Annotated in this window: 21 protein-coding genes; 6 read left to right on the top strand and 15 right to left on the bottom strand. The window is 68.8% G+C overall.

The window, feature by feature from the left end; all coding sequences use genetic code 11:
• Position 1 precedes the first annotated feature (1 nt).
• From pstB to B2Y21_RS13010, 4 genes are all read right to left on the bottom strand, one after another.
• Positions 2 to 874, bottom strand: coding sequence for a phosphate ABC transporter ATP-binding protein PstB (pstB, locus tag B2Y21_RS13025; protein ID WP_128115911.1), 873 nt, complete (start codon positions 872 to 874; stop codon positions 2 to 4).
• Between the two features lie 5 nt (positions 875 to 879).
• Positions 880 to 2,175 (bottom strand): phosphate ABC transporter permease PstA, encoded by a 1,296-nt coding sequence (gene pstA, locus B2Y21_RS13020; RefSeq protein ID WP_200215808.1) that lies wholly within the window; start codon positions 2,173 to 2,175, stop codon positions 880 to 882.
• Positions 2,168 to 3,598: a phosphate ABC transporter permease subunit PstC gene (pstC, locus tag B2Y21_RS13015; protein WP_292060283.1), complete on the bottom strand. Its 1,431-nt coding sequence runs from the start codon at positions 3,596 to 3,598 to the stop codon at positions 2,168 to 2,170. The genes pstA and pstC overlap by 8 nt, the downstream gene beginning before the upstream one ends.
• 163 nt (positions 3,599 to 3,761) lie before the next feature.
• A complete protein-coding gene (locus B2Y21_RS13010) occupies positions 3,762 to 5,159 on the bottom strand; it encodes a sensor histidine kinase (RefSeq protein WP_292060282.1) in 1,398 nt (465 codons plus the stop codon).
• Positions 5,160 to 5,302: 143 nt separating this feature from the next.
• Here B2Y21_RS13010 and B2Y21_RS13005 point away from each other — a divergent pair, with 143 nt between their 5' ends.
• Entirely contained in the window at positions 5,303 to 7,159 is a 1,857-nt protein-coding gene (locus tag B2Y21_RS13005; protein ID WP_422653069.1) for an MHYT domain-containing protein, read from the top strand.
• Positions 7,086 to 7,796, top strand: a complete 711-nt coding sequence (locus B2Y21_RS13000; protein ID WP_292060313.1) for an ATP-binding response regulator — start codon at positions 7,086 to 7,088, stop codon at positions 7,794 to 7,796. The genes B2Y21_RS13005 and B2Y21_RS13000 overlap by 74 nt, the downstream gene beginning before the upstream one ends.
• 28 nt (positions 7,797 to 7,824) lie before the next feature.
• Here the strand turns inward: B2Y21_RS13000 and B2Y21_RS12995 are convergent, their stop codons facing one another.
• Positions 7,825 to 8,034 carry a hypothetical protein gene (locus B2Y21_RS12995; protein ID WP_292060280.1) on the bottom strand — a complete coding sequence of 70 codons (210 nt, stop codon included), beginning with the start codon at positions 8,032 to 8,034 and terminating at the stop codon, positions 7,825 to 7,827.
• 29 nt (positions 8,035 to 8,063) lie between these two features.
• Entirely contained in the window at positions 8,064 to 9,341 is a 1,278-nt protein-coding gene (gene aceA, locus B2Y21_RS12990; RefSeq protein WP_292060279.1) for an isocitrate lyase, read from the bottom strand.
• Between the two features lie 169 nt (positions 9,342 to 9,510).
• On the opposite strand from aceA, the gene B2Y21_RS12985 reads away from it, so the two are divergent.
• On the top strand, positions 9,511 to 10,941 hold the full coding sequence (locus tag B2Y21_RS12985) for a helix-turn-helix domain-containing protein (RefSeq protein WP_292060278.1): 1,431 nt from the start codon (positions 9,511 to 9,513) through the stop codon (positions 10,939 to 10,941).
• A 33-nt stretch (positions 10,942 to 10,974) separates the two neighbouring features.
• Here B2Y21_RS12985 and B2Y21_RS12980 read toward each other — a convergent pair whose 3' ends face one another.
• The 3 genes from B2Y21_RS12980 to B2Y21_RS12970 form a co-directional block, all read right to left on the bottom strand.
• Positions 10,975 to 11,808 carry a universal stress protein gene (locus B2Y21_RS12980; protein ID WP_292060277.1) on the bottom strand — a complete coding sequence of 278 codons (834 nt, stop codon included), beginning with the start codon at positions 11,806 to 11,808 and terminating at the stop codon, positions 10,975 to 10,977.
• Positions 11,809 to 11,887: 79 nt separating this feature from the next.
• A complete protein-coding gene (locus B2Y21_RS12975) occupies positions 11,888 to 13,324 on the bottom strand; it encodes a hypothetical protein (protein WP_292060276.1) in 1,437 nt (478 codons plus the stop codon).
• 202 nt (positions 13,325 to 13,526) lie between these two features.
• A complete protein-coding gene (locus tag B2Y21_RS12970; RefSeq protein WP_292060275.1) occupies positions 13,527 to 14,510 on the bottom strand; it encodes a helix-turn-helix transcriptional regulator in 984 nt (327 codons plus the stop codon).
• A gap of 93 nt (positions 14,511 to 14,603) precedes the next feature.
• Between B2Y21_RS12970 and B2Y21_RS12965 the strand changes: the two genes are divergently transcribed.
• The gene (locus B2Y21_RS12965; RefSeq protein WP_191743326.1) at positions 14,604 to 14,843 is read left to right on the top strand and encodes a hypothetical protein; all 240 of its coding nucleotides are present in this window, start codon (positions 14,604 to 14,606) and stop codon (positions 14,841 to 14,843) included.
• Positions 14,844 to 14,933: 90 nt separating this feature from the next.
• Entirely contained in the window at positions 14,934 to 15,509 is a 576-nt protein-coding gene (locus B2Y21_RS12960) for an HdeD family acid-resistance protein (protein ID WP_292060274.1), read from the top strand.
• Here the strand turns inward: B2Y21_RS12960 and B2Y21_RS12955 are convergent.
• Genes B2Y21_RS12955 through B2Y21_RS12945 form a run of 3 tightly spaced genes read right to left on the bottom strand, consistent with a single transcriptional unit; the run spans position 15,487 to position 17,792 of the window.
• Complete coding sequence (locus B2Y21_RS12955) at positions 15,487 to 16,953, bottom strand: amidohydrolase family protein (RefSeq protein WP_292060273.1); 1,467 nt, start codon at positions 16,951 to 16,953, stop codon at positions 15,487 to 15,489. The genes B2Y21_RS12960 and B2Y21_RS12955 overlap by 23 nt on opposite strands.
• A 39-nt stretch (positions 16,954 to 16,992) precedes the next feature.
• Entirely contained in the window at positions 16,993 to 17,406 is a 414-nt protein-coding gene (locus B2Y21_RS12950; protein ID WP_292060272.1) for a DUF1801 domain-containing protein, read from the bottom strand.
• A gap of 14 nt (positions 17,407 to 17,420) precedes the next feature.
• A complete protein-coding gene (locus B2Y21_RS12945) occupies positions 17,421 to 17,792 on the bottom strand; it encodes a cupin domain-containing protein (RefSeq protein ID WP_292060271.1) in 372 nt (123 codons plus the stop codon).
• 144 nt (positions 17,793 to 17,936) lie between these two features.
• Here B2Y21_RS12945 and B2Y21_RS12940 point away from each other — a divergent pair, with 144 nt between their 5' ends.
• Positions 17,937 to 18,548: a hypothetical protein gene (locus B2Y21_RS12940; RefSeq protein ID WP_292060270.1), complete on the top strand. Its 612-nt coding sequence runs from the start codon at positions 17,937 to 17,939 to the stop codon at positions 18,546 to 18,548.
• Here B2Y21_RS12940 and B2Y21_RS12935 read toward each other — a convergent pair.
• The 3 genes from B2Y21_RS12935 to B2Y21_RS12925 all read right to left on the bottom strand — a co-directional run.
• The gene (locus B2Y21_RS12935; RefSeq protein WP_292060269.1) at positions 18,497 to 18,961 is read right to left on the bottom strand and encodes a hypothetical protein; all 465 of its coding nucleotides are present in this window, start codon (positions 18,959 to 18,961) and stop codon (positions 18,497 to 18,499) included. The two genes, B2Y21_RS12940 and B2Y21_RS12935, sit on opposite strands and share 52 nt — an antisense overlap.
• 10 nt (positions 18,962 to 18,971) lie before the next feature.
• Positions 18,972 to 19,694, bottom strand: a complete 723-nt coding sequence (locus B2Y21_RS12930; protein ID WP_292060268.1) for a hypothetical protein — start codon at positions 19,692 to 19,694, stop codon at positions 18,972 to 18,974.
• 72 nt (positions 19,695 to 19,766) lie between these two features.
• Positions 19,767 to 20,489: NAD(P)(+) transhydrogenase (Re/Si-specific) subunit beta (locus B2Y21_RS12925; protein ID WP_292060267.1), on the bottom strand; the 723-nt coding region annotated here is incomplete at its 5' end.

Here is a 20,489-nt window from a genome sequence, read left to right as displayed (position 1 = left end):
CTCAGCCGAAGCGGCCGGTGATGTAATCGAGCGTGCGCTTTTCGCGCGGGTTGGTGAAGATCTCTTCGGTGTCGCCGGTCTCGACCAGCTTGCCCATGTGGAAGAAGGCCGTGCGCTGCGACACCCGCGCCGCCTGCGCCATCGAGTGGGTGACGATGACGATGCAGTAGCGCTCGCGCAGTTCGTCGATCAGCTCCTCGATCTTGGCCGTGGCGATCGGGTCCAGCGCCGAGCAGGGCTCGTCCATCAGGATGACTTCGGGTTCGACCGCGATGGCGCGGGCGATGACCAGACGCTGCTGCTGGCCGCCCGACAAACCGGTGCCCGGCGAGTGCAGGCGGTCGGCGACCTCGTCCCACAGACCGGCGCGCTTCAGAGACTTCTGGACGATCTCGTCCATCTCGCCCTTGGTCGAGGCCAGGCCGTGGATCTTGGGCCCATAGGCCACGTTCTCATAGATCGACTTGGGGAAGGGGTTCGGCTTCTGGAACACCATGCCGACCTGGGCGCGCAGCAGAACCGGGTCGATCTTCTTGTCGTTGATGTCCGCGCCGTCCATGTCGATCCGGCCGGTCACGCGAGTGCCGGGGATGGTGTCGTTCATGCGGTTCATGGTCCGCAGGAAGGTCGACTTGCCGCAGCCCGACGGACCGATCAGCGCCGTCACCGTCTTGTCCGGAATCTCCAGCGAGACGTCGAACAGGGCCTGCTTCTCGCCATAGAAGACGCAGACGTCGCGCGCGGCGATCTTGATCGGGCCCAGCGGCGCCGAGGCGTGGGCGCCGACGGCCGGGGCGGTCGACAGGGTGGCGGCTTCAGAGGAGGCAGCGCCGGTCGAAGAGCCGTCGGGAGCGCGGAAGATGCGGGACTTCATAAGATTTACCACCGGCGTTCGAAGCGACGGCGCAGCAAGACTGCGGCGGCGTTCATGACGATCATGAAGGCGAGAAGGACAAGGATGGCGGCCGCCGTCCGTTCGTGGAAGGCGCGCTCGGACGCATTCTCCCAGATGTAGATCAGCGACGGCAGGGCGCCGACAGGCTCGTCTATGGCGTGCGGCACGCCCGGCACGAAGCTGATCATGCCGATCAGCAGCAGGGGCGCCGTCTCGCCGAGCGCGTGGGCCATGGAGATGATGGCGCCGGTCATCACGCCGGGCATGGCCAGCGGCAGGACGTGGCCGAACACCGTCTGGGTGCGGCTGGCGCCCATGGCCAGGGCCGCCTCGCGGATCGACGGCGGAACCGCCTTCAGCGACGAGCGGGTGGCGATGATGATGGTAGGCAGGGCCATCAGCGCCAGCACCAGGCCCCCGACCAGCGGACTGGCGCGCGGCAGGTGCATGAAGTTGATGAACAGCGCCAGACCCAGCAGGCCGTAGACGATGGACGGCACGGCGGCCAGGTTGTTGATGTTGACCTCGATGATCGCCGTGATGCGATTGCGGGGGGAATACTCCTCCAGCCAGACGGCGGCGCCGACGCCGACCGGAATGGCGATCAGAGCCGTCACCATCAGCATCAGGGCTGAACCGACCACGGCGCCCAGCAGGCCCGCCAGCTCCGGCTGGGTCGAGTCGCCCTTGGTGAACAGGGCCGCGTTGAAGTGGGCGCGCACCGCGCCCGAGGCCTTCATCCGGTCCAGCCAGTCCATCTGCTCATTGGTGACGCGGCGTTGGTCCTCGGGCTGATCGCGGGTGATCTTGCCCTTCAGATACATCTCGGCGTCGTCCGACAGCGGCGCGGCGACCGGAACGGTCTGGCCCAGCAGGCCGGGCTGGCGCGCGATCATCTTGGCGGCCTGGAACTTCAGCTCCGAGGACAGCAGGGCCTTCATGGCCGAGGCCTTGGCGCCCTGTTCATCGTCCTGGATTCCCAGGCGGCGGATCTGCTGCTCGGCGACGATCTGCTCGAAATTGGCGCCCTGCGGATAGGAACGGTCGATCCGCGCCGGGTCCATATAGACCGGCAGGGTCACGGTATGGGCGTAGAAGGCGGTGTAGCCCTGGGTGACGATGCTGCCGAGCAGGATCACCAGGAAGGTCAGGGCCACGCCGATGGCCGCGCGGCCGTACCAGCGGAAGCGGGTCTCACGCGCATAGCGGGCGCGCAGGCGGCTCTTCAGGCGCTGGGTGCGCGGGCTGACGCCGGTCGAGGGAGAGGCGGCGTCAGTCATACTGTTCCCGATAGGCTTGCACGATGCGCATGGCGACGATGTTCAGCATCAGCGTGACCACGAACAGCGTCAGGCCCAGGCCGAAGGCGGCCAGGGTCTTGGGACTGTTGAACTCCTGGTCGCCGGTCAGCAGGGTGACGATCTGGACGGTGACGGTCGTGACCGTCTCCAGCGGATTCAGGGTCAGCTTGGCGGCCAGGCCGGCGGCCATGGTCACGATCATGGTCTCGCCGATGGCGCGCGACACGGCCAGCAGCAGAGCCCCGGCGACGCCCGGCAGGGCGGCGGGCAGCAGCACCTTCTTGATCGTCTCGGACTTGGTGGCGCCCATGGCGTAGGAGCCGTCGCGCAGCGACTGCGGCACGGCGTTCAGAATGTCGTCCGACAGGGAGCTGACGAAGGGGATCAGCATGATCCCCATGACCGCGCCCGCCACCAGGGCCATCTGGTTCTGGACCAGCGACAGATAGAGGCCCAGATCGTTGAACGGCCCGCCGATCAGCATGTCGCCGATGCCGTTGAAGAAGACGCGCAGCGCCGGACCCACCGTCAAGGCGGCGAAGAAGCCGTAGACCACGGTCGGCACGCCCGCCAGGACTTCCAGCGCCGGCTTGACCAGGGCGCGGGTCTTCTTGCCCGAATACTCCGACAGATAGACCGCCGAGAACAGGCCGATCGGCGCCGCCACCGCCATGGCGATGGCCATGATCAGGAAGGTGCCCGCGAACAGCGGCACGGCCCCGAAGGCGCCCGACGACCCGACCTGATCCGCGCGGATGGCGATCTGCGGGCTCCACTTGGTCCCGAACAGGAACTCGGTGATCGGCACCATGCTGAAGAAGCGCAAGGAATCGATCACCAGCGAGAAGATGATGCCGACCGTGGTCAGCACCGCCACCGCCGAACAGGCGAACAGCACGCCGGTGATCCAGCCCTCGACCTTGTTGCGCGCGCGCAGGTCCGGGCGGATGCGGGTGAAGACGAACAGGCCGCCCAGCACGGCGGCGATCAGGGCGGCGACGCCCCCGCCCCAGTTCAGGGCCGCGGCGATGCGGTGGGCGCGACGCCCCTCGGCCGGCAGCTCTTCGGCATAGGGCGCGGGCCAGATCTGGCGCGCCTCCTGCCCCGCCCCGACCAGACGGGCGTCGGCGAAGAAGGCCTCACGGCGGAACGGCTCCAGCTGGGTGACGCTGTCAGGCGCGCCCGCCCGCATCATCTGCTGCTCGATGGAGGTCGAGAAGACCGAGGCGGCGATCAGCATCGCCAGCGCCGGAACCCCGACCCAGATCAGGGCGTAAAGCCCGTGTTGGCCAGGACGCGAATGCGACTTCGCCCCCTGGCTCCGGCGAACGGCCAAGGCCCGCCCGGCCACATAGGCCAGGACGGCGAAGGCGATCAGCAGCAGCAGGAAAATCCAGATCATCCGGTCCGATCAGCGCAGGAATCAGGAACGCGCCGGGTTCGGTGCGTTTCGGCCGGGAAACTGCCTGCGATACGTCAGCGGATTAAGACGACTGGATGACAGTTCTGTTACGACGCCCAGCCGCAATGTCGCAGGTCCATGACGATCGGTCCGAACCCGGACTTCACGCTTCGGATGGCGGAGCCAGGGGGAAACAGGCCGCGAAGATCGCCCCATGCCCCGGCGCGCTGTCCACGGACAGGCCGCCCCGGTGGCGGATGATGATGTGGCGCACGATGGCCAGGCCCAGGCCCGTGCCCTGCCGATCGCCGCTCTTCTGGCCCTCGACGCGATAGAATCGCTCCGTCAGGCGCGGCAGGTGCTCGCGCGCCATGCCCGGCCCGTGGTCGCGCACGGTGACGACGGCGTAGCGCTGGCCCGTCTCGCGGTCGGGGGTCGCCAGGGACAGGCGGTTGCCCTCGCTCATCCGCGCCGCCATGGCCTCGTCCAGGGTGCGGTCGATCTCGATGCCGACCTCGATGGTCCCGCCTGCGCTGGAATATTTCAGAGCGTTGTCGATCAGGTTCTGCACCACCTGGGCGATCTCGTCCCGGTCGCCGGTCACGGCCGCGCCGCCGTGCGGCAGCTCCGCACGGATCGTCACCTGCCGCTCGCTGGAGATGACGCTGACCGCATCGACCACATCGGCCGTCGCCCGCGCCAGGTTGACCCGGCCCAGGGGCGCGATGTGTTCGTTCAGCTCGATCCGGCTCAGCGACAGCAGATCGGCGACCAGCCGCCGCATCCGGTCAGCCTGCACCGCCATGATGTCGAGGAATTTGTCGCGCGCCTTGGGGTCGTCCTTGGCGTGGCCCTTCAGCGTCTCGATGAACCCCGACAGCGACGCCAGCGGCGTGCGCAGTTCGTGGCTGGCGTTGGCCAGGAAGTCGACGCGCATCTTCTCCATGCGGCGCACGTCCGTCTCGTCGCGCAGCGCCAGCAGCGTCAGCGCCCCGCCGCCCCAGGCCGAAGCCTCGCGCGTCGGCAGAGGACGCACGAAGGCTCGCCAGTGCCGCTCCTGAACGCCGCCGCCGACATAATCGACCTCGGCGCCGACGCCTTCGAACAGAGCCTCGTCCACCGCCTCCAGCACGCGCGGCTCGCGCAGCACCGAGACCAGCAACCCCCCGCCCGTCCCGTTCAGCTTGAACAACTCGCGCGCCGCCGCATTGGCCAGGGCGATGCGGCGTCCGGCGATGTCGTCCGCCTCGCCGCCGCTGATGATCAGCAAGGGATCGTCCAGCGCCTCGAACACATCGCCCAGCAGGGCCGCATCAGGCCCCAGATCGACCGCGCCCGGCTCGAATTCCATCTCATCGGCGGCCGCCGGCGGATTGCGGTTCACCAGCCAGGTCGCCAGCGCGACCGCGACGGCCCCCGCCGCCAGCCAGCCCGCCAGCTCCGGCTTCATCACCGCCAGGACCGCCATCACCAGGATGGCGACGCCTCCGCTGGCGCCGGCGGTCCACAGCCGGGACGACGCCGTAGGCGCGACAGGTGACGGAGAGTGATCGTAAGGCATCTAGACCGACGTTATCTCATTATTCAGCAGCACGACCTATGGTTCGTCGGCAGCCCGCTGAGTCGGCCGGATCGACGCACGGGATGTGTAGCTTGGTTTCTTCACGGATTTACGGCGGAACGGCTAGGGGCTGAGGGAGCATCATGATGGGCGGCGTTCTGAGCTGTCTGGTTGAACGCCACGACTGGCGAATCGCCTCCCTGGCCATCCTGGCTTGCGTCTTCAGCATCGGCATCGCCCTGCTTCTGTCCGAACGCGCCCGTCGCCTGTCGCCCCGTGCGCGTCGTCCCTACACCCTGTCGGCGCCGCTGGTCGCCGGACTGGGCGTGTGGACGACCCACTTCATCGCCATGCTGGCCTACGACGTTGGGGTGGATATCCGCTACGATCCCTTGCAGACCTTCCTGTCGCTGGTGATCGTCACGGCCGCCTTCTGGGTCGCCATGCAGTTGCATCTGATCGGCGCGACCGAGGCAGGCTGGCGGCGCCGCTCCGCCCTGTCCGCCGGCGCCGTCATCACGGCCGGAGTCGCCGCCATGCATTTCGTCGGCATGGATGCGATGCGCCTGTCCGGGGCGGTCCTGACCTGGAACGCGCCGCGGGTCGTTCTGGCCGTGGCGGGCGCGCTTGTCCTGTTCAGCGCGGTCGCCTGGCTGCCTGCGATGAACAAGTGGCGCGGTCTGGCCGCCGCCACGGCCCTGTCTTCCGGCGGCGTCGCCTGGCTGCACTTCGTCGCCATGACGGCGGTAAGCCTAACCCCCGCGCCAGGCGTGCTTCTCAGCCAAGGGGCGAGCGCCGCCGTCGTCACCTTGTGGATCGCCCTCGGCGTGGCTCTGACCCTCAGCGTGGCCGCCTTCTTCACCGGCATGATCTGGTGGTCGCGACGCAGCGTCCTGGGGCAGCTTCTGGAAGCCGTCCAGGCCATGCCCGACGGCGTCGGCGTCTATGACGCCGATGATCGCCTCGTCATGTGGAATCAGCGCTACAGCGAGATTCACCCGCATCTGGCCCCCGTGCTGCGGCCCGGCGTCTCCTTCCGCGAAGTGCTCGAGGTCGGCATCAGGGCCGGCGTCTACGCCGACGCCATCGGTCGCGAAGAAGCCTGGATCTCGGAGCGCTTGACCAGCCGCCGAACGCTCCTCGCGCCGCGCGAAATGCAAGTCGCCGGCCGCTGGTTGCGCGTCCAGGACCGCCCCACCGTCGGCGGCGGCGCCGTCACCGTCTGCTCGGACATCAGCGACCTGAAGCGCAACGCCGACGCCCTGGCCGAGGCGCGCGACGCCGCCGACGCCGCCAATCGCGCCAAGAGCCGCTTCCTGGCCAATATGAGCCATGAAATCCGCACGCCCCTGAACGGCGTGATCGGCGTGGCCCAGGCGCTGACGCGCACCGAACTGTCGCAGCACCAGCAGGAAATGCTCGAGCTGATACAGTCGTCAAGCCGCACTCTCCAGACCCTCCTCAGCGACATTCTGGATCTGGCCCGCGTCGAATCCGGTCGACTGGAGCTGAAGGAGGAACCGCTCGACCTGGCCCGCACGGTGGAGGAAGCCGCCCTCCTCTACGCCGCCGCCGCCAGGGACAAGGGCCTGCAGTTCATTGTCGAGGTCGCGCCCGAGGCCCAGGTCTGGACCTATGGCGATCCGGTACGCCTGAAGCAGGTGCTGACCAACCTCGTCTCCAACGCCGTCAAGTTCACCGCCTCCGGCTTCGTCAGCCTGACCGTCGACGCCGTCCCGGCCGAGGCGCCCCAGACCCTGCGCTTCGTGGTCCAGGACACCGGGATCGGCTTCGACGCCCAAACACAGGCCCGCCTGTTCAACCGCTTTGAACATGCCGACGGCGACATCANNCCCCCCCACTCTCCCCCCCCCCCCCCCCCTCACCCTCACCGGCGCCCCCGTCCCCGCCGAGGCCCCCCAGCCCCTGCGCTTCGGGGTCCAGGACCCCGGGTTCGGCTTCCACCCCCAAACACAGCCCCGCCTGTTCCACCGCTTTGAACAGGCCGACGGCGACATCACCCGCCACTACGGCGGTTCGGGCCTGGGACTGGCGATCTGCCGCGAGCTGGCGGCCATGATGGGCGGCGACCTGGGTTGCGAGAGCGAGCCGGGCGCGGGCGCCGCCTTCATTCTCAGCCTGCCGCTCAAGCCGGCCCAGGCGCCGCCCGTCCCCCTTCGCCCCGCCCCGAAGGACGCGGTCGCCGCCGCGCCGGCCGCAGAAGCCGCGCCGCGCCGCCTGCGTATCCTGGCCGCCGACGATCATCCGACCAATCGCCGCGTCGTCGAGCTGATCCTGGACAGCACCGCCTTCGATCTCGTCTCGGTCGAAAACGGCGCCCAGGCGGTCGAGGCCTATCGCGCCCAGACCTTCGACCTGGTGCTGATGGACATGCAGATGCCGGTCATGGACGGCCTGTCCGCCGTGCGGGAAATCCGCCTGCACGAGACGGTCATGGGCCTGCCGCACGTTCCCGTGGTCATGCTGACCGCCAACGCCCTGGCCCAGCATCTGGACGAGGCCCTGGCCGCCGGCGCCGACCGCCATATGGCCAAGCCCTTCAGCGTCGAAGACCTGCTGGCCATGGTCTCGGACCTGACGGCACAGACGCCTCAGGCCGCGGAATTCGCGGCCTGAGGTCTCCTTCTTTCAATGCCGACGCGGCTCACTCGTAGCCGTGCGCCGCCTCGTTGATGACCTGGCTGGGCATGGTCGAGAAATCCACGCTCAGCGGACGGACCGCCTTGGCCTCGAAGGTCTTGAGCACGTGCTCCAGACGGCGGCGCACCTCGCGCTCGGCCTCGCTCGCTCCGTCCAGCGCCAGCGGCGCCAGGCAGAAGTCGATGATGGCTTGCGGACGGGTCATGGGCTCCATGTCATTTCCTTTCCTGTGAGGCGTGGAACTCAGGCGGCGTGGAACTGGGCGGTTTCGGTCGAGTCTTTCAGGGCCGTCGTCGAGGACTGGCCCGAGGAGATGACCGTGGCGACATCGTCGAAATAGCCGGTGCCGACCTCGCGCTGGTGGCGCGTGGCGGTGTAGCCGATCGCCTCGTTGGCGAACTCGCGCTGTTGCAGCTCCGAATAGGCCGCCATACCGCGATCGCGGTAGCCCGAGGCCAGCTCAAACATGCCGTTGTTCAGGCTGTGGAAGCCTGCCAGCGTCACGAACTGGAACTTGTAGCCCATGGCCCCCAGCTCGCGCTGGAACTTGGCGATGGTGTCCTTGTCCAGCTTGGCTTCCCAGTTGAACGAGGGCGAGCAGTTGTAGGCCATCAGCTTGCCCGGATGCTCCTTCTGGACCGCCTCGGCGAACTTCTTGGCGTCGTCCAGATCGGGGTGTGACGTCTCCCACCACAGCAGGTCAGCGTATTTCGCATAGGACAGGCCGCGTGCGATGCAGTGATCCAGACCCGTGCCCGGCTTCAGACGATAGAAGCCCTCGGGCGTACGGTTCTCGCGGTCGATGAAGGGGTGGTCCCTCTCGTCGATGTCCGAGGTGATCAACTGGGCCGACTCGGCGTCGGTGCGCGCCACCGTCAGGGTCGGCGTGCCGCAGACGTCGGCCGCAAGGCGCGCCGCGATCAGGTTGCGCTCATGCGCCTGGGTCGGGATCAGCACCTTGCCGCCCAGGTGGCCGCACTTCTTCTCGGACGCCAGCTGGTCCTCGAAGTGGACGCCCGCGGCGCCCGCCTCGATGAAGGCCTTCATGATCTCGAAGCTGTTCAGCGGTCCGCCGAAACCGGCCTCGGCGTCGGCGACGATGGGGGCGAACCAGTCGCGCTTGGCGCCGCCCTCGGCGTGCTCGATCTGATCGGCGCGCTGCAGGGTGCGGTTGATGCGGCGGCACAGTTCCGGCGCGGCGTTGGCCGGATACAGCGACTGGTCCGGATACATGGCGCTGGCCGTATTGGCGTCGGCCGCGACCTGCCAGCCCGACAGATAGATCGCCTTCAGGCCCGCGCGGACCATCTGCATCGCCTGATTGCCGGTCACGGCGCCCAGGGCGTTGATATAGGGCTCGCTGTGCAGCAGCTCCCACAGGCGGTTGGCGCCGCGCTCGGCCAGCGTATGGGTGACCGGCACCGAGCCGCGCAGACGCAGGACGTCTTCCGGCGAATAAGGGCGCTCAATGCCGTCGAAACGGCCGGCGGGCGAAGGAACCAGATCGGCGAAGGTCGTCATGTTCGTCTCGGTCTCGATAAGGCGCGGCCCCAAGAAGGAAGAATGGGCCGCCGTCCCGAAGACCTGAACACGCCGTCGTCACGATTGACACAGCGACGGCCGCATTATTCAAGTCAAACAGTCACATCATGACACTTGTCAGAAAGTCATGATGTGACATGATCGCGCCATGAACGCCGCCGTTGATCGCAAGCTGTTTCTGGGCGGCCGCCTCAAGCGGCTGCGGCGCGACCTTGATCTGTCACAGACGGCGATGGCGGCGGATCTGGGCGTCTCGCCGTCCTATCTGAACCATATCGAGCGCAACCAGCGGCCGGTCTCGGCCCAGCTGCTGCTGCGGCTGGCCGAGACCTATGACGTCGACCTGCGCAATCTGGGCCAGTCCGGCGGCCCGGCGTCAGAGGCGGAACTGGCCGAAGTCTTCGCCGACCCCCTGCTTCAGGGGCTGGCCGTGCCCCGCCACGAGATCATGCAACTGGCCGAGGATCAGCCCGCCGCCGCCGACGCCGTGCTGCGCCTCTATCGCGCCTTCACCGACCGCCGCGTGCGCGACCGCGCTGAGGTCGAGGCGGGCGGCGGCGCCGCCCCGACCGACAGCCCGTCTGAATGGGTGCGCGAATACGTCCAGTCCCGCCACAACCACTTCCCCGATCTCGACGCCCTGGGCGAGGCCCTGCACGACGCCCTGCGCGCCGAAGCCCCCGCCCCCGACGAAGGCTTCGAGGCCCTGACTCGCGCGCGCCTGTTCGCCCGCCACGGCCTGACGGTCCGCACCCTGCCCGCCGAGGTCATGGTCGAGTGGACCCGCCGCTTTGACCCACACCGGGGGCGGCTGCTGCTGTCCGATGCGCTCGGCCCGTCGTCGCGCGCCTTCGCCGTCGCCAACCAACTGGCCCTGATGGAGCACGGCGCCGAACTTCAGACCCTGACAGACGCAGCGAACGCCCCCGACGCCCCGACGCGCAACCTGCTGAAGGCCTCGCTGGCCAACACCCTGGCCGCCGCCGTGCTGATGCCCTACGCCGCCTTCCAGCGCACGGCCGAGGAAACCGGCTACGACTTGGCCCGGCTCCAGGCCCGCTTCGGCGTCGGCTTCGAGCAGGCCGCCCACCGGCTGACCACCCTGTCGCGGCAGACGGCGCGCGGCGTGCCCTTCTTCCTGATGCGGGTGGATCAGGCGGGCAATGTGTCCAAGCGTTACGCCTCCGGAGCCTTTCCCTTCTCGCGCTTCGGCGGCGCCTGTCCGCGCTGGCGGCTGCACTCGGCCTTCCGCACGCCGGGCCGCATCGTCACCCAGATCATTGAGACTCCCGACGGCGGCCGCTGGTTCACCCTGGCCCGCACCGTCGACCGCCAGGGTCAGGACGCCTTCACCGAGGGGCATGACCTCGCCATCGGCCTCGGCTGCGAACTGAAACACGCCCACCGCCTGATCTATGCGCGCGGCCTGGACCTGCAGAAACCCGAGGTCACCCCCATCGGCCCCGCCTGCCGCCTGTGCGAGCGCCACCCCTGCGCCGAACGCGCCGCCCCGCCGGTCGGCCGCGCCCTAACGGTTGACGACTGGTCCAAGTCGGTCAGCCCCTACCCGTTCGCCTAATTTCTCCTTCTCCTACAAAGGGGAGAAGGAAAGTCAGTGCGCCAGCATCAGCGCCACGGGCGCTTCGTTCAGCAAGGTCTGCGTCACCCCGCCGAAGATCCATTGCCGCATCCGCGCATGCCCCCAAGCGCCGGAGACCATGAGCCCCGCCCCCATCTCATCGGCGCAGCCGATCAGGCGACGGCCGTGCGTGCGGTCGTCGTGGGCGCGAGCGTCCGGCTCGGCGGCGACGCCGTGCCCTGCCAGCCAGCGCGCGACATCCTGCGTCCGCAAGCGGGCGCCGTCCGTATCGTCCGGGTCGCACAGCTCGACCACACGCACCCCGTCGGCGCGTTTCAACAGGGGCAGGGCGGCCTGCGCCGCCAGGCGGCTCTCGCGCGTGTCGGTCCAGGCCAGCAGCACCGGCGCATCCACCATCGAACGTATCGGGTTGGGTGGCAGCACCACCACCGGCCGTCCCGCGCGCATGGCCAGGTCCGCCGGGTGCGGCGCGCGCCAGGCGCTGGCCCCGCCCGCGTCGCGCCCGACCAGAGCCGCGTCCGCCGCCCGCAGGCAGCCCAGCGTCAGGCCCGTCGGATCGCCGACGTCGCCGCGCCACTCGCCCTCGACGCCCGCCGCCTCAATCGCGCCGCGGAACCGCTGCTCGGCCGACTTCAGCGTGGTTTCGTTGCGCGCCTGCTGGGCCGCCATCACCTCGCCCAGCAGTATGCCCGCCCCATAGGCGTCGGCCACCGGCGTCTCGGGCGCGCAGCCCGACACCCCGATCAGCCGCGCCCCATGCGCGCTGGCCAAGGCGCAGGCTTCGGTCAGGCGGGCGGGGTTGTCGGCTTCATCGTCGACATAGACGATCAGACTGGTCCAGGGCATGGCGGCCTCCTGTTTCAGGATACGCCCCATCAACGCGCCAAACGCCGTTCCGCGCCTTGAGCAGGATCAATTCGCCCGATCAGTTCATCAGAATGACGCGACCGCCCTCGACCCGGTGCGGCACGCCCGCGCGGCGGAACAGGCCGGCGATCTCGGCGGACGGATCGGCCGCGCCCTGATCCAGCATCCGCCCGATGTCGGCCGCCAGCGTCGGATCGCCCGAAACGCGCGTCAGGGCGTTCAGCCATTCGGCGCGGCTCAACACCCCGTCCCGGCGGTTGGCGTCCAGCAGAGGCCGCAGGAAGCCGAACCAATCGCCGCCGTCGCGCCGCTTCTGCGCCCCCTCAGCCGTCATGGCGAAGACCGCGCCGCAGGCGTAATAGGCGCGGTGCTCGCCGCGCTCGCCCGCCTCGGCCACGCCGCGTCCCTGGCTCAGGGTCACGCAGTCGTCGACCTCTTCCTGCAGGGCCTTGCGGTCGTCATAGGCCGGGTCCAGCGCCTTCAGCGCCCGCACCGCCATCAGATCGGCCCCACCCTCAGTGATCCAGGCGTCGCGGGCGAATTCGTACCTCACGGTCTGGCCCAGCCAGAAGTGGGCGCTCTCATGGCCGATGAACCAGCGGGACACCCGCTCCATCTCCGCCGTCGGCCGGGTCACGCCGGTCCCCTCGAACGACATGACGATCAGGCCGGGCAGGACGCTGCCGCCCATGCTGGTCATCCGCTCGGTCGGGCCGTTCCACGACACCATGACCACCGGATTGTCGCCGCCCGAGCCGGGCCGTCCCAGGCGTTGCAGGTAGAACTGGCCCACGCGCGGGGCGAAGTCGCGGATCTTCTCGCCGATCCAGGGCGGCAGATTGGGGTCCATGACCGTGGTCAGCCCCTCGCCCGGCGTCACCCGGGCCTGTCCCAGCAGGACATAGGACCGCTCGCCCGTCGTTGTCAGTTCCGCGTGGCGCTCGCCGTTGAACAGCACCGGCCCGTCCAGGTCGCGCCAAGTCACGCGCGACGCCCCGCCGTCCAGATTGACGCCGTTGAGATCCGCCGGCATCGCCTCCGCCGCCTCGGGCGAGCCGAGGGCGAAGACGTCCATCTGCCGCGTCGGCAGGGCCACCGCCCCGTCCGAAAAGACCAGGGTCTTGTATTCCGCCTCCAGTTCGACCGCCTTGGGCGTCACGCTGAAACGGACATGGCGCGGCACCGGGCCGCCGTCCATGCTGCGGATGATGTCGTAGTGGCCGCGTCGCTCCATCACCACGCCGGGCGTCTCGACCGTCCACTGACGCGGCCGCCACGGCTCGCGCACCTCCGAAATCAGCGCCGAGTCCATGAAGGCCCAGACCACGGCGTCGCGATTGAAGACATAGTCGACGGACAACCGCCCATCCTCGCGCGTCACCGTCACCTGCGGCGCCGCCTCGACGTTCCAGGGGCCGGGCGCAGGGCTCGCGGCGCAGGCGGTCAGCAGGATGGCGGCCGCGACGGCCGCCGTGGACAGGACTTTCAGACGCACGCACGGCTCCCGTTCTGTATAGTCCGCCGTCATCCTCGGGCTTGACCCGAGGATCCAGACCCTCGACGGCAAGACGTTCAACCGTCGCGCCCAGACGCGAACCGGCGTGTTTATGGATCCTCGGGTCAAGCCCGAGGATGACGGCGGAGGGGATAAGCTAACGCTTCCATTCGCCGCCCGTCATCTTACGCTTTGCTCAGCTTTACGCCCGTTCGAGGGCGCGGCCCGCCGCAGCAAGCTCCTCGGCCATCACCGCCTTCAGCCGCTCGGGCCCCAGGATGGTCGCCCGCTCGCCCCAGGTGAACAGGTGCCAGGCCAGTTCGCGCATGCCCGAGGCGCGGAACCGCACCACGACTGATCCGTCGGCCTGATCCTCGATCGTCTGGGTCGGGTGCCAGCGCCAGCCGCGCGCCTCATCCGCGCCCTCGGGCGTGATACGGACGGCGACCTCCTCGATCTCGTCCTGATAGATGCCGAAGGACTGGCTGGCGAAGGCCCCCAGATCGAAATCGGCGGGCGGGCGGGCCGTCCCTTCGCCCGCCTCGACCGCGCTCATCCGGTCCAGACGGAAGGTCTGGATGCGCCCGCTCTCGCGGTCGGCGGCCACCAGATAGTTGGCCCGCCCGAACATCAGGCCGCACGGCGTCATGGTGCGTGTGCGCGCCTCGGCGCCGGGCCGGGCGTAGATGAAGTTCAGCGGCCGCTCGGCCAGCACCGCCCCGCGAATCTCGGCCAGCACCGTCTCATCGGCGCTGGGGCGCGGCCCAGCCTGGACGGCGATGGTCTCGGCCCGGACCAGGGCCTCCAGATCGGGCGCCATACGGTTCAATGTGGTCGAACGCATCGCCGCCTTCACCTTGCGCTCAAGGCTTTCCAGCGCCGCCGCCCGCGCCGGTTCGCCCGCCGCGCGCAGGGCCGCCGCCGCCTTGGTCAGCTCCAGCATCTCGGTCGCCGTCGGCGCCTGTTCAAAGGCCGACAGCCCGCCCCGGATGCGCCAGCGCTTGGTCGGCGGATCCGACACCTCCTCGACCTGCGGGAACAGCATCAGCACGGCGTCGCGCATCCGCTCGGCCGTGCGGCGCCCGACGTTCAACTGGGCCGCCATCTCGTTCAGCGTCAGCCCCTCGGCGCTGGCCGCCATGCCCCGCGCCAGATCGATGACCAGGGCCGCCTTGTCGTGCCGCAAATGACTTCTCCACAGAGATACGTCCGAAACTGGCGCAATGCTGTCGCATCCTCTCATCATCAGCAAGAGGCAATCGCTTCAGGAGATCACGACATGGCCTTCGCCCGCACCCCGACGGTTCAAAAGCCCGCCCGCAAGACCTTCGCCGACCGCTACATGATCGTGCCGTGCGAAACCGAGAGCGATCTGGCCGTCATCTGGGACCGTCAGGAGGAACAGGTCGTGGACGTCATCAGCGCCTCGACCAGCCGCTACACCAACGAAGACGCCCTGTGGGACGAGTTCCACACCCCGCCGTTCAACGCCCGCTCCGACTGGCGCGCGGCGGCCTGAGCGGGAAAGCAGGTTGAGGAACCCTCCCCCACGCGCCCGCGTTGGCCCAGCGTGGCCGTATCGCCGCCACGCCCAAGGGGAGCTGAACTCATGACGTCGTCCAACGCCGCGCCTTCACTGGAAGGCTTCGTCAAATCCGCCCTGCATCGGTCGTGGTGGCTGTTGTTGTTGCGCGGGATCGCCGCCGTGGCCTTCGGCGTGCTGACCTTCGTCTGGCCGCAGATCAGCCTGCTGACCCTGATCATGGTCTATGGGATCTACGCCCTGGCAGACGGGATTCTGGCCTTGATCGCGGCGATCCGCGGCGGCGGCATGGTCCCCCGCTGGTGGCTGGCCCTGGGCGGCGTGGTCAGCATTCTGACCGCCGTCATCGTCTTCGCCTGGCCGGGTCTGACGGCCCTGGTCCTGGTCTATCTGATCGGCTTCTGGTCGATCCTGCGCGGCGTGCTCGAGATCATCGGCGCCATCCGCCTGCGTAACGAGATCGCCAATGAGTGGACGCTGGGCGCCGCCGGCGCCCTGTCGGTGATCTTCGGCCTGATCCTGGTCTTCATGCCCGGCGCCGGGGCCATCGGCCTGCTGTGGTTGATCGCGACCTGGGCCGTACTGTTCGGCCTGCTGCTGATCTGGGTCGCCTTCAAGGTCAGGACGCTGGCGAAGGCGTAAAGCTGGCGTTGCGCGCCGCGACCCGCGCGCGGATCTCGGCGCGCATCCGCTCCAGCTCAGCCGCGTCGATCAGGCGGCCGCGCAGCACCACGGCCTCGGCGTCGCGCGTGGCGCTGACGTCAGCCAGCGGGTCAGCTTCCAGCACCAGCAGATCGGCCGACTTGCCCGCCGCCACCGCGCCGTAACGCTCGCCCTGGTTCAGGAAGCGCGGTCCGTCCACGACCGAGCCCGCCAGGGCTTCGCGCGGCGTCAGACCCAGCGACACATAGAGCTCCAGCTCGTCGTGCAGCGAAAAGCCCGGATAGTTGAACGAGTTGAGGAAGCCCGCGTCCGTCCCGGTCAGAATGGTCACGCCCGCGTCGCGCAGCATGGGCAGGGTGCGTGCGGTGACGTCCTTGACGAAGTGGCGGTCCTCGACCTGCTGCGGCGTAGCCTGGGCGGCGCGCTGGACGCGCCAGTCATAGGTCGCCCGGATGCCCGGCCCGACATAGGCCAGGCCGTCGTCGTGCGAATGGTCGTCCTTGTCCAGATTGGCCAGGGTGGTCGAGCCGTAGAGGGTCGGCGACACGGCCGTGCCCAGCTCCGCCAGCCGCGCATAGACCCGGCGCGCCGTCTCAACGTCGAAGGTGTCGGCGTAGCGGCGCATGGTCTGGGCGTAAGTGTATTTGCCCGCCAAATAGTCGGCCGCGATGGCGGCTTCATCGCGCGATCCCGCCTTCATGGCGTAGTCGAGGTGTTCGATCGACGACAGGCCCGCCTCGGCCGCCGTCAGCACGGTGATGCTGGCCGGAATGTGGGCCGAGGTCTTCATGCCCCGCTTCTTCGCCTCGCGCACGGCGTAGAGGAAGAGCTCGGGCGTCAGGGTGTTGTCGGTGATCTTGACGAAGTCGACGCGCAGGGCCTGAAGCCGGTCCAGGGCGGCGTCCACGTCCGCCTCGCTGCCGGTCTCGATCACACCCTTCCAGACGGGGGCGATGCCCTCGATCTTGGGGCCGGAGGTGAAGATGCGCGGCGCATCGGCGGTCGGCGGCGTATCGCGCCAGTCCAGCACCTGCTGCGCCAGGTCGCCCGCCGCGTCGCGCACCGCCACCACGCCGTTGACCACGAACAGCGGCATCAGCTCGGCGTTCTCCTCGATCAGGGTCTCGCCGCCGCCGAAGTGAACGTGCATGTCCCACAGGCCCGGCATGACGTAGCGGTCGCCCAGATCCTGGGTCCGCGCGGCCCGATAGCGGCCCGCCTCGCCCTCAGGCCCCACGGCCACGATGTCGCCGCCGCGCACGGCGACCAGCTGATCCGGCGTCGTCGTCCCCTTCTCGACATCAACCACCGTGGCCGAGGTCAGCAGCAGGTCGACCGGCTGGACCGGCGTTTCGGCGGCGGCCAGCGGCGCCAGGGCGCAGGCGGACAGCAGGGCGGAGGCGGCGATCAGAAAGGTGCGCATGAATCCGCTATAATCGGTTCGCCGCCGTCGGCAAGCCAATCACGGATAGCGGCGTTTCATCTCGTCCCAACTGGCGACGCAGAGCGCGCGCAGCACGCCCATGTCCGCCTGATCCAGCCGCTTGATGTAGAGGCAGGCCACACTGGTCGTGTGCGGACCCAGCCGCGCCAGCATCGCCTCCGTCTGCGGCGTCGAGGCGAGATAGAGGGTCAGCGCCGCCTTGCGCGGCGAGAAGCCCATGCGCGGCCAGTCGGCGCTCTTGCCGTCGGCGGTGACGTTGGCGTAGCGGCCGAAGCCGACGATGGACGGCCCCCACATCACCGGCGCCTCGCCCGAAACCGCCTGCATCAGGGCGCAGAGCGTCCGCCCCTCCTCGCGTCGCCGCGCCGGTTCGACCGCCGCCAGAAAATCCTCAACCGAGGCGTCGGTGGGCTTGGTCTTCGGTTCGCTCATTCCCGGCCTCCCGCTCAGGACAGGCCGCCACCTTGCGCCTGTCCGATCCGCCCCGCCAGACACCATCCGCCGAGCGCGCGCGTTCTCAGCCAGCCGCCCGCGGGAACCGTGACCCACTGACCCGATCCGGCCGCCAGGGTCTCGCGCCGCACGCCCGTCTCCGTGGCCAGCTCGACCTGAAGCGCCGCGCCCATATAGGCGGTCCACAGCTCCTCGGCTTCGGTGGCGCGCCAGTCGTCCGACGCCTCGGGCGTCAGCAGGCGATAGGCGCCGACCGCCTCACCGCGCGCGGCGGCGTCCGCCCCCGCCATGGGCCGCCCCCAGCCGCCCTCGACCAGCGGCCGCAGCCCCAGGTTCTCGACGACCTCATCCACAGTGAAATCCACTTCCCCTCGCCAGCCACGGAGGTTCGACACGAACGCGAAGCGCTTGATGGCGCGCTTCGCCTGTCAGGCCAATGCCCCCTGCAATACAGCCACATTTCAAACACAGAACATCGTTCTCATGACCAGACGTTCAGGGGGCTCTCAATGCTGATCGTTCTCATGTCGCTGGCTATCGCACAGTCCGCGCCTTCTTCAGTCAGCGAGACCTGCTCTCACGATCGGGCGGCGCTTCTCGCGCTGCCGCCCGCCGCCTTTGACCAGGATATTCAGGGCGGCTGGCGCCCCTTGGCTGAAAAGCCCGAATGCGCAGCCGTCGCCGCTGACCTGCTGGCCGACTATCGCAAGGCGCGTTGGAGCGACCTAACGCCGAGCGAACTCCACACCAACTACTGGCATGAGGGCCAGCTCCGTGCGGGGCTGGGCCAGACGCAGGCGGCGACGCGGCTGATGATGGCCGGAGTGAATCCTGACATGTCTCGCAGTGGCTTTTCCGATTATGCGCTTGGGACCATCGCCTTCCTTCACCAGGACCGCGCAGGCCTGATCGCCGCAAGAGAGCGGCTGGCCGCCCTGCCCAAGCCGCCCGATTTTGATCAGGCGGCAGCGCGTTTCAAGGCACAGTACGGCTTCGATCTGGAATGGCCGGTCAACCTCAAGGTTCTCGACGGCTTCGTCGCCTGCTTCGATCGCCCGTATAGTGAGGCCTACGGCTCCTGCCCGACAGCAGCGGACAGCCCGCCTGCCGGACGCCACTGACCATTCTCGAACACCACCTCATCCCCGCCGCGCCAGGGCACGCGGCTCAACGGCCCGCCGGTCAGGCCGTAGCCGACGATCGCGTATCGCACGCCCGGTTTCAGCGCCGCCGCCTCTACCGTCGTTTCGAACCCCTCGGGCGTCTCGCCATAGACCACCTGCCTCAGGCCCCGGCAGTCGCGGCCGCGCGCCTCGATCGACCAGACCGGGCGCATCATGGCGTTCGACCGCTCATGCACGGCGATGCCGCCCAGGCAGGCCTTCTCGGGCTTGGCGGGATCGACGCCGAAGGTCGCGACCGGCCGTTCCAGCCCGCCGCTGATGTTGACCGGGATCATCGCCGAGCACGCCGCCAGGACGACGGCCGCCGTCCCCAGCGCCGCCCCGATGCGCCAAACCGCGCCGCGCTTCATCGCGTCGCCCTCAGCAGCGGCCGTAGGGGACGTAGCCGACCTCGATCTCGTCGATGCGGACGGCCTTCAGCTCGCGCACCGCCATTTGGTCGAAGTCCGCGCTGCAGTTAAAGGTCGTGTCGATCACATAGTCCTCGCCCTTGGCCGCCTTGATAGCGTCGCGGATGCGGAAGGAGGCGTCGATCGTGGCGTCGCTGACCATCACGGCCGAGGTGCGAATGCCCGGCGAGACGCGCGGGCCGGCGCTTTCCAGATAGAGCCAGGGATCGGCCGCATTGCCGCACAGCATCAGGCAGTCGGCCTTGAAATCGGCGTTGCCGCGCGCGGCGGCGAACTCGCCCATGGTCAGGTCGATCTTCTGCGGCAGATTATAGTCCTTCAGCGCCGCCAGCGCCTGGGTCGAGCAGGCCGGCGTCATCGGCACGGCGTAGCCGACGACCTCGTCGCTCTCGGCGCGGACGCGGACCGTGCAGCCGCCGATCTCATAGGTGCGTTCCTTGTCCTGAACCGTGCGGGCCGGACCCAGCTTGGATTCCAGATAGGCCACCTGCACGCCCATCATCTGGTCGATGGTCGGCGCGCCGCCCGTTGCGGGCGCGGCCTCAGCCGCCGCCTGGGTCGCCTCGGCGGGGGCGTCAGCCTTCTCGGCCGTCTTCTCCGCCTGACCGCAAGCGGCCAGTCCGGCCAGGACGCCCAGCACGGCGACGGTTTTCAGTCCTTGGAATGCGGTCATGATCTCTCCACAGCTCAGGTTGAGCGTCGCAAGCCAACGCACCGCCGCGCGAAGGGTTCTCGCGCACGAACGTCAAAGGGCCTTCACGATCCCTTCGACCATCTTCTTGGCGTCGGCGAACAGCATCATGGTGTTGTCGCGGAAGAACAGCTCGTTCTCGACCCCCGCATAGCCGCTGCCCATCGACCGCTTGATGAACAGGACCGTGCCCGCCTTCTCCACGTCCAGCACCGGCATGCCGTAGATGGGCGATTGCGGATCGGTCTTGGCCGCCGGATTGGTCACGTCGTTGGCGCCGATGACGAAGGCCACGTCCGCCGAGGCGAACTCGCTGTTGATGTCCTCCAGCTCGAACACCTCGTCATAGGGCACGTTGGCCTCGGCCAGCAGGACGTTCATATGCCCCGGCATCCGGCCCGCGACGGGGTGGATGGCGTATTTCACCTCGACGCCCTCTTCCTTCAGCGTGTCGGCCATTTCGCGAAGGGCGTGCTGGGCCTGGGCCACCGCCATGCCGTAGCCGGGCACGATGATGACCTTGGAGGCGTTCTTCATGATGAAGGCGGCGTCCTCGGCCGAGCCCTGTTTGACCGGCCGCGTCTCGACCGCCCCGCCGCCCGCCGCCGCGCCCGCCTCGGCGCCGAAGCCGCCCAGGATGACGCTGACGAAGCTGCGGTTCATCCCCTTACACATGATGTAGCTGAGGATCGCGCCCGACGACCCGACCAGGGCGCCGGTGATGATCAGGGCGATGTTCTCCAGCGTGAAGCCCAGCGCCGCCGCCGCCCAGCCGGA

This window comes from Brevundimonas sp. UBA5936, assembly GCA_002430835.1.
In the GTDB taxonomy this organism is placed as follows: Bacteria; Pseudomonadota; Alphaproteobacteria; order Caulobacterales; family Caulobacteraceae; genus Brevundimonas.
Note: the sequence above shows the minus strand (reverse complement) of the source record. Positions and strands in the feature narration are given on the sequence as shown.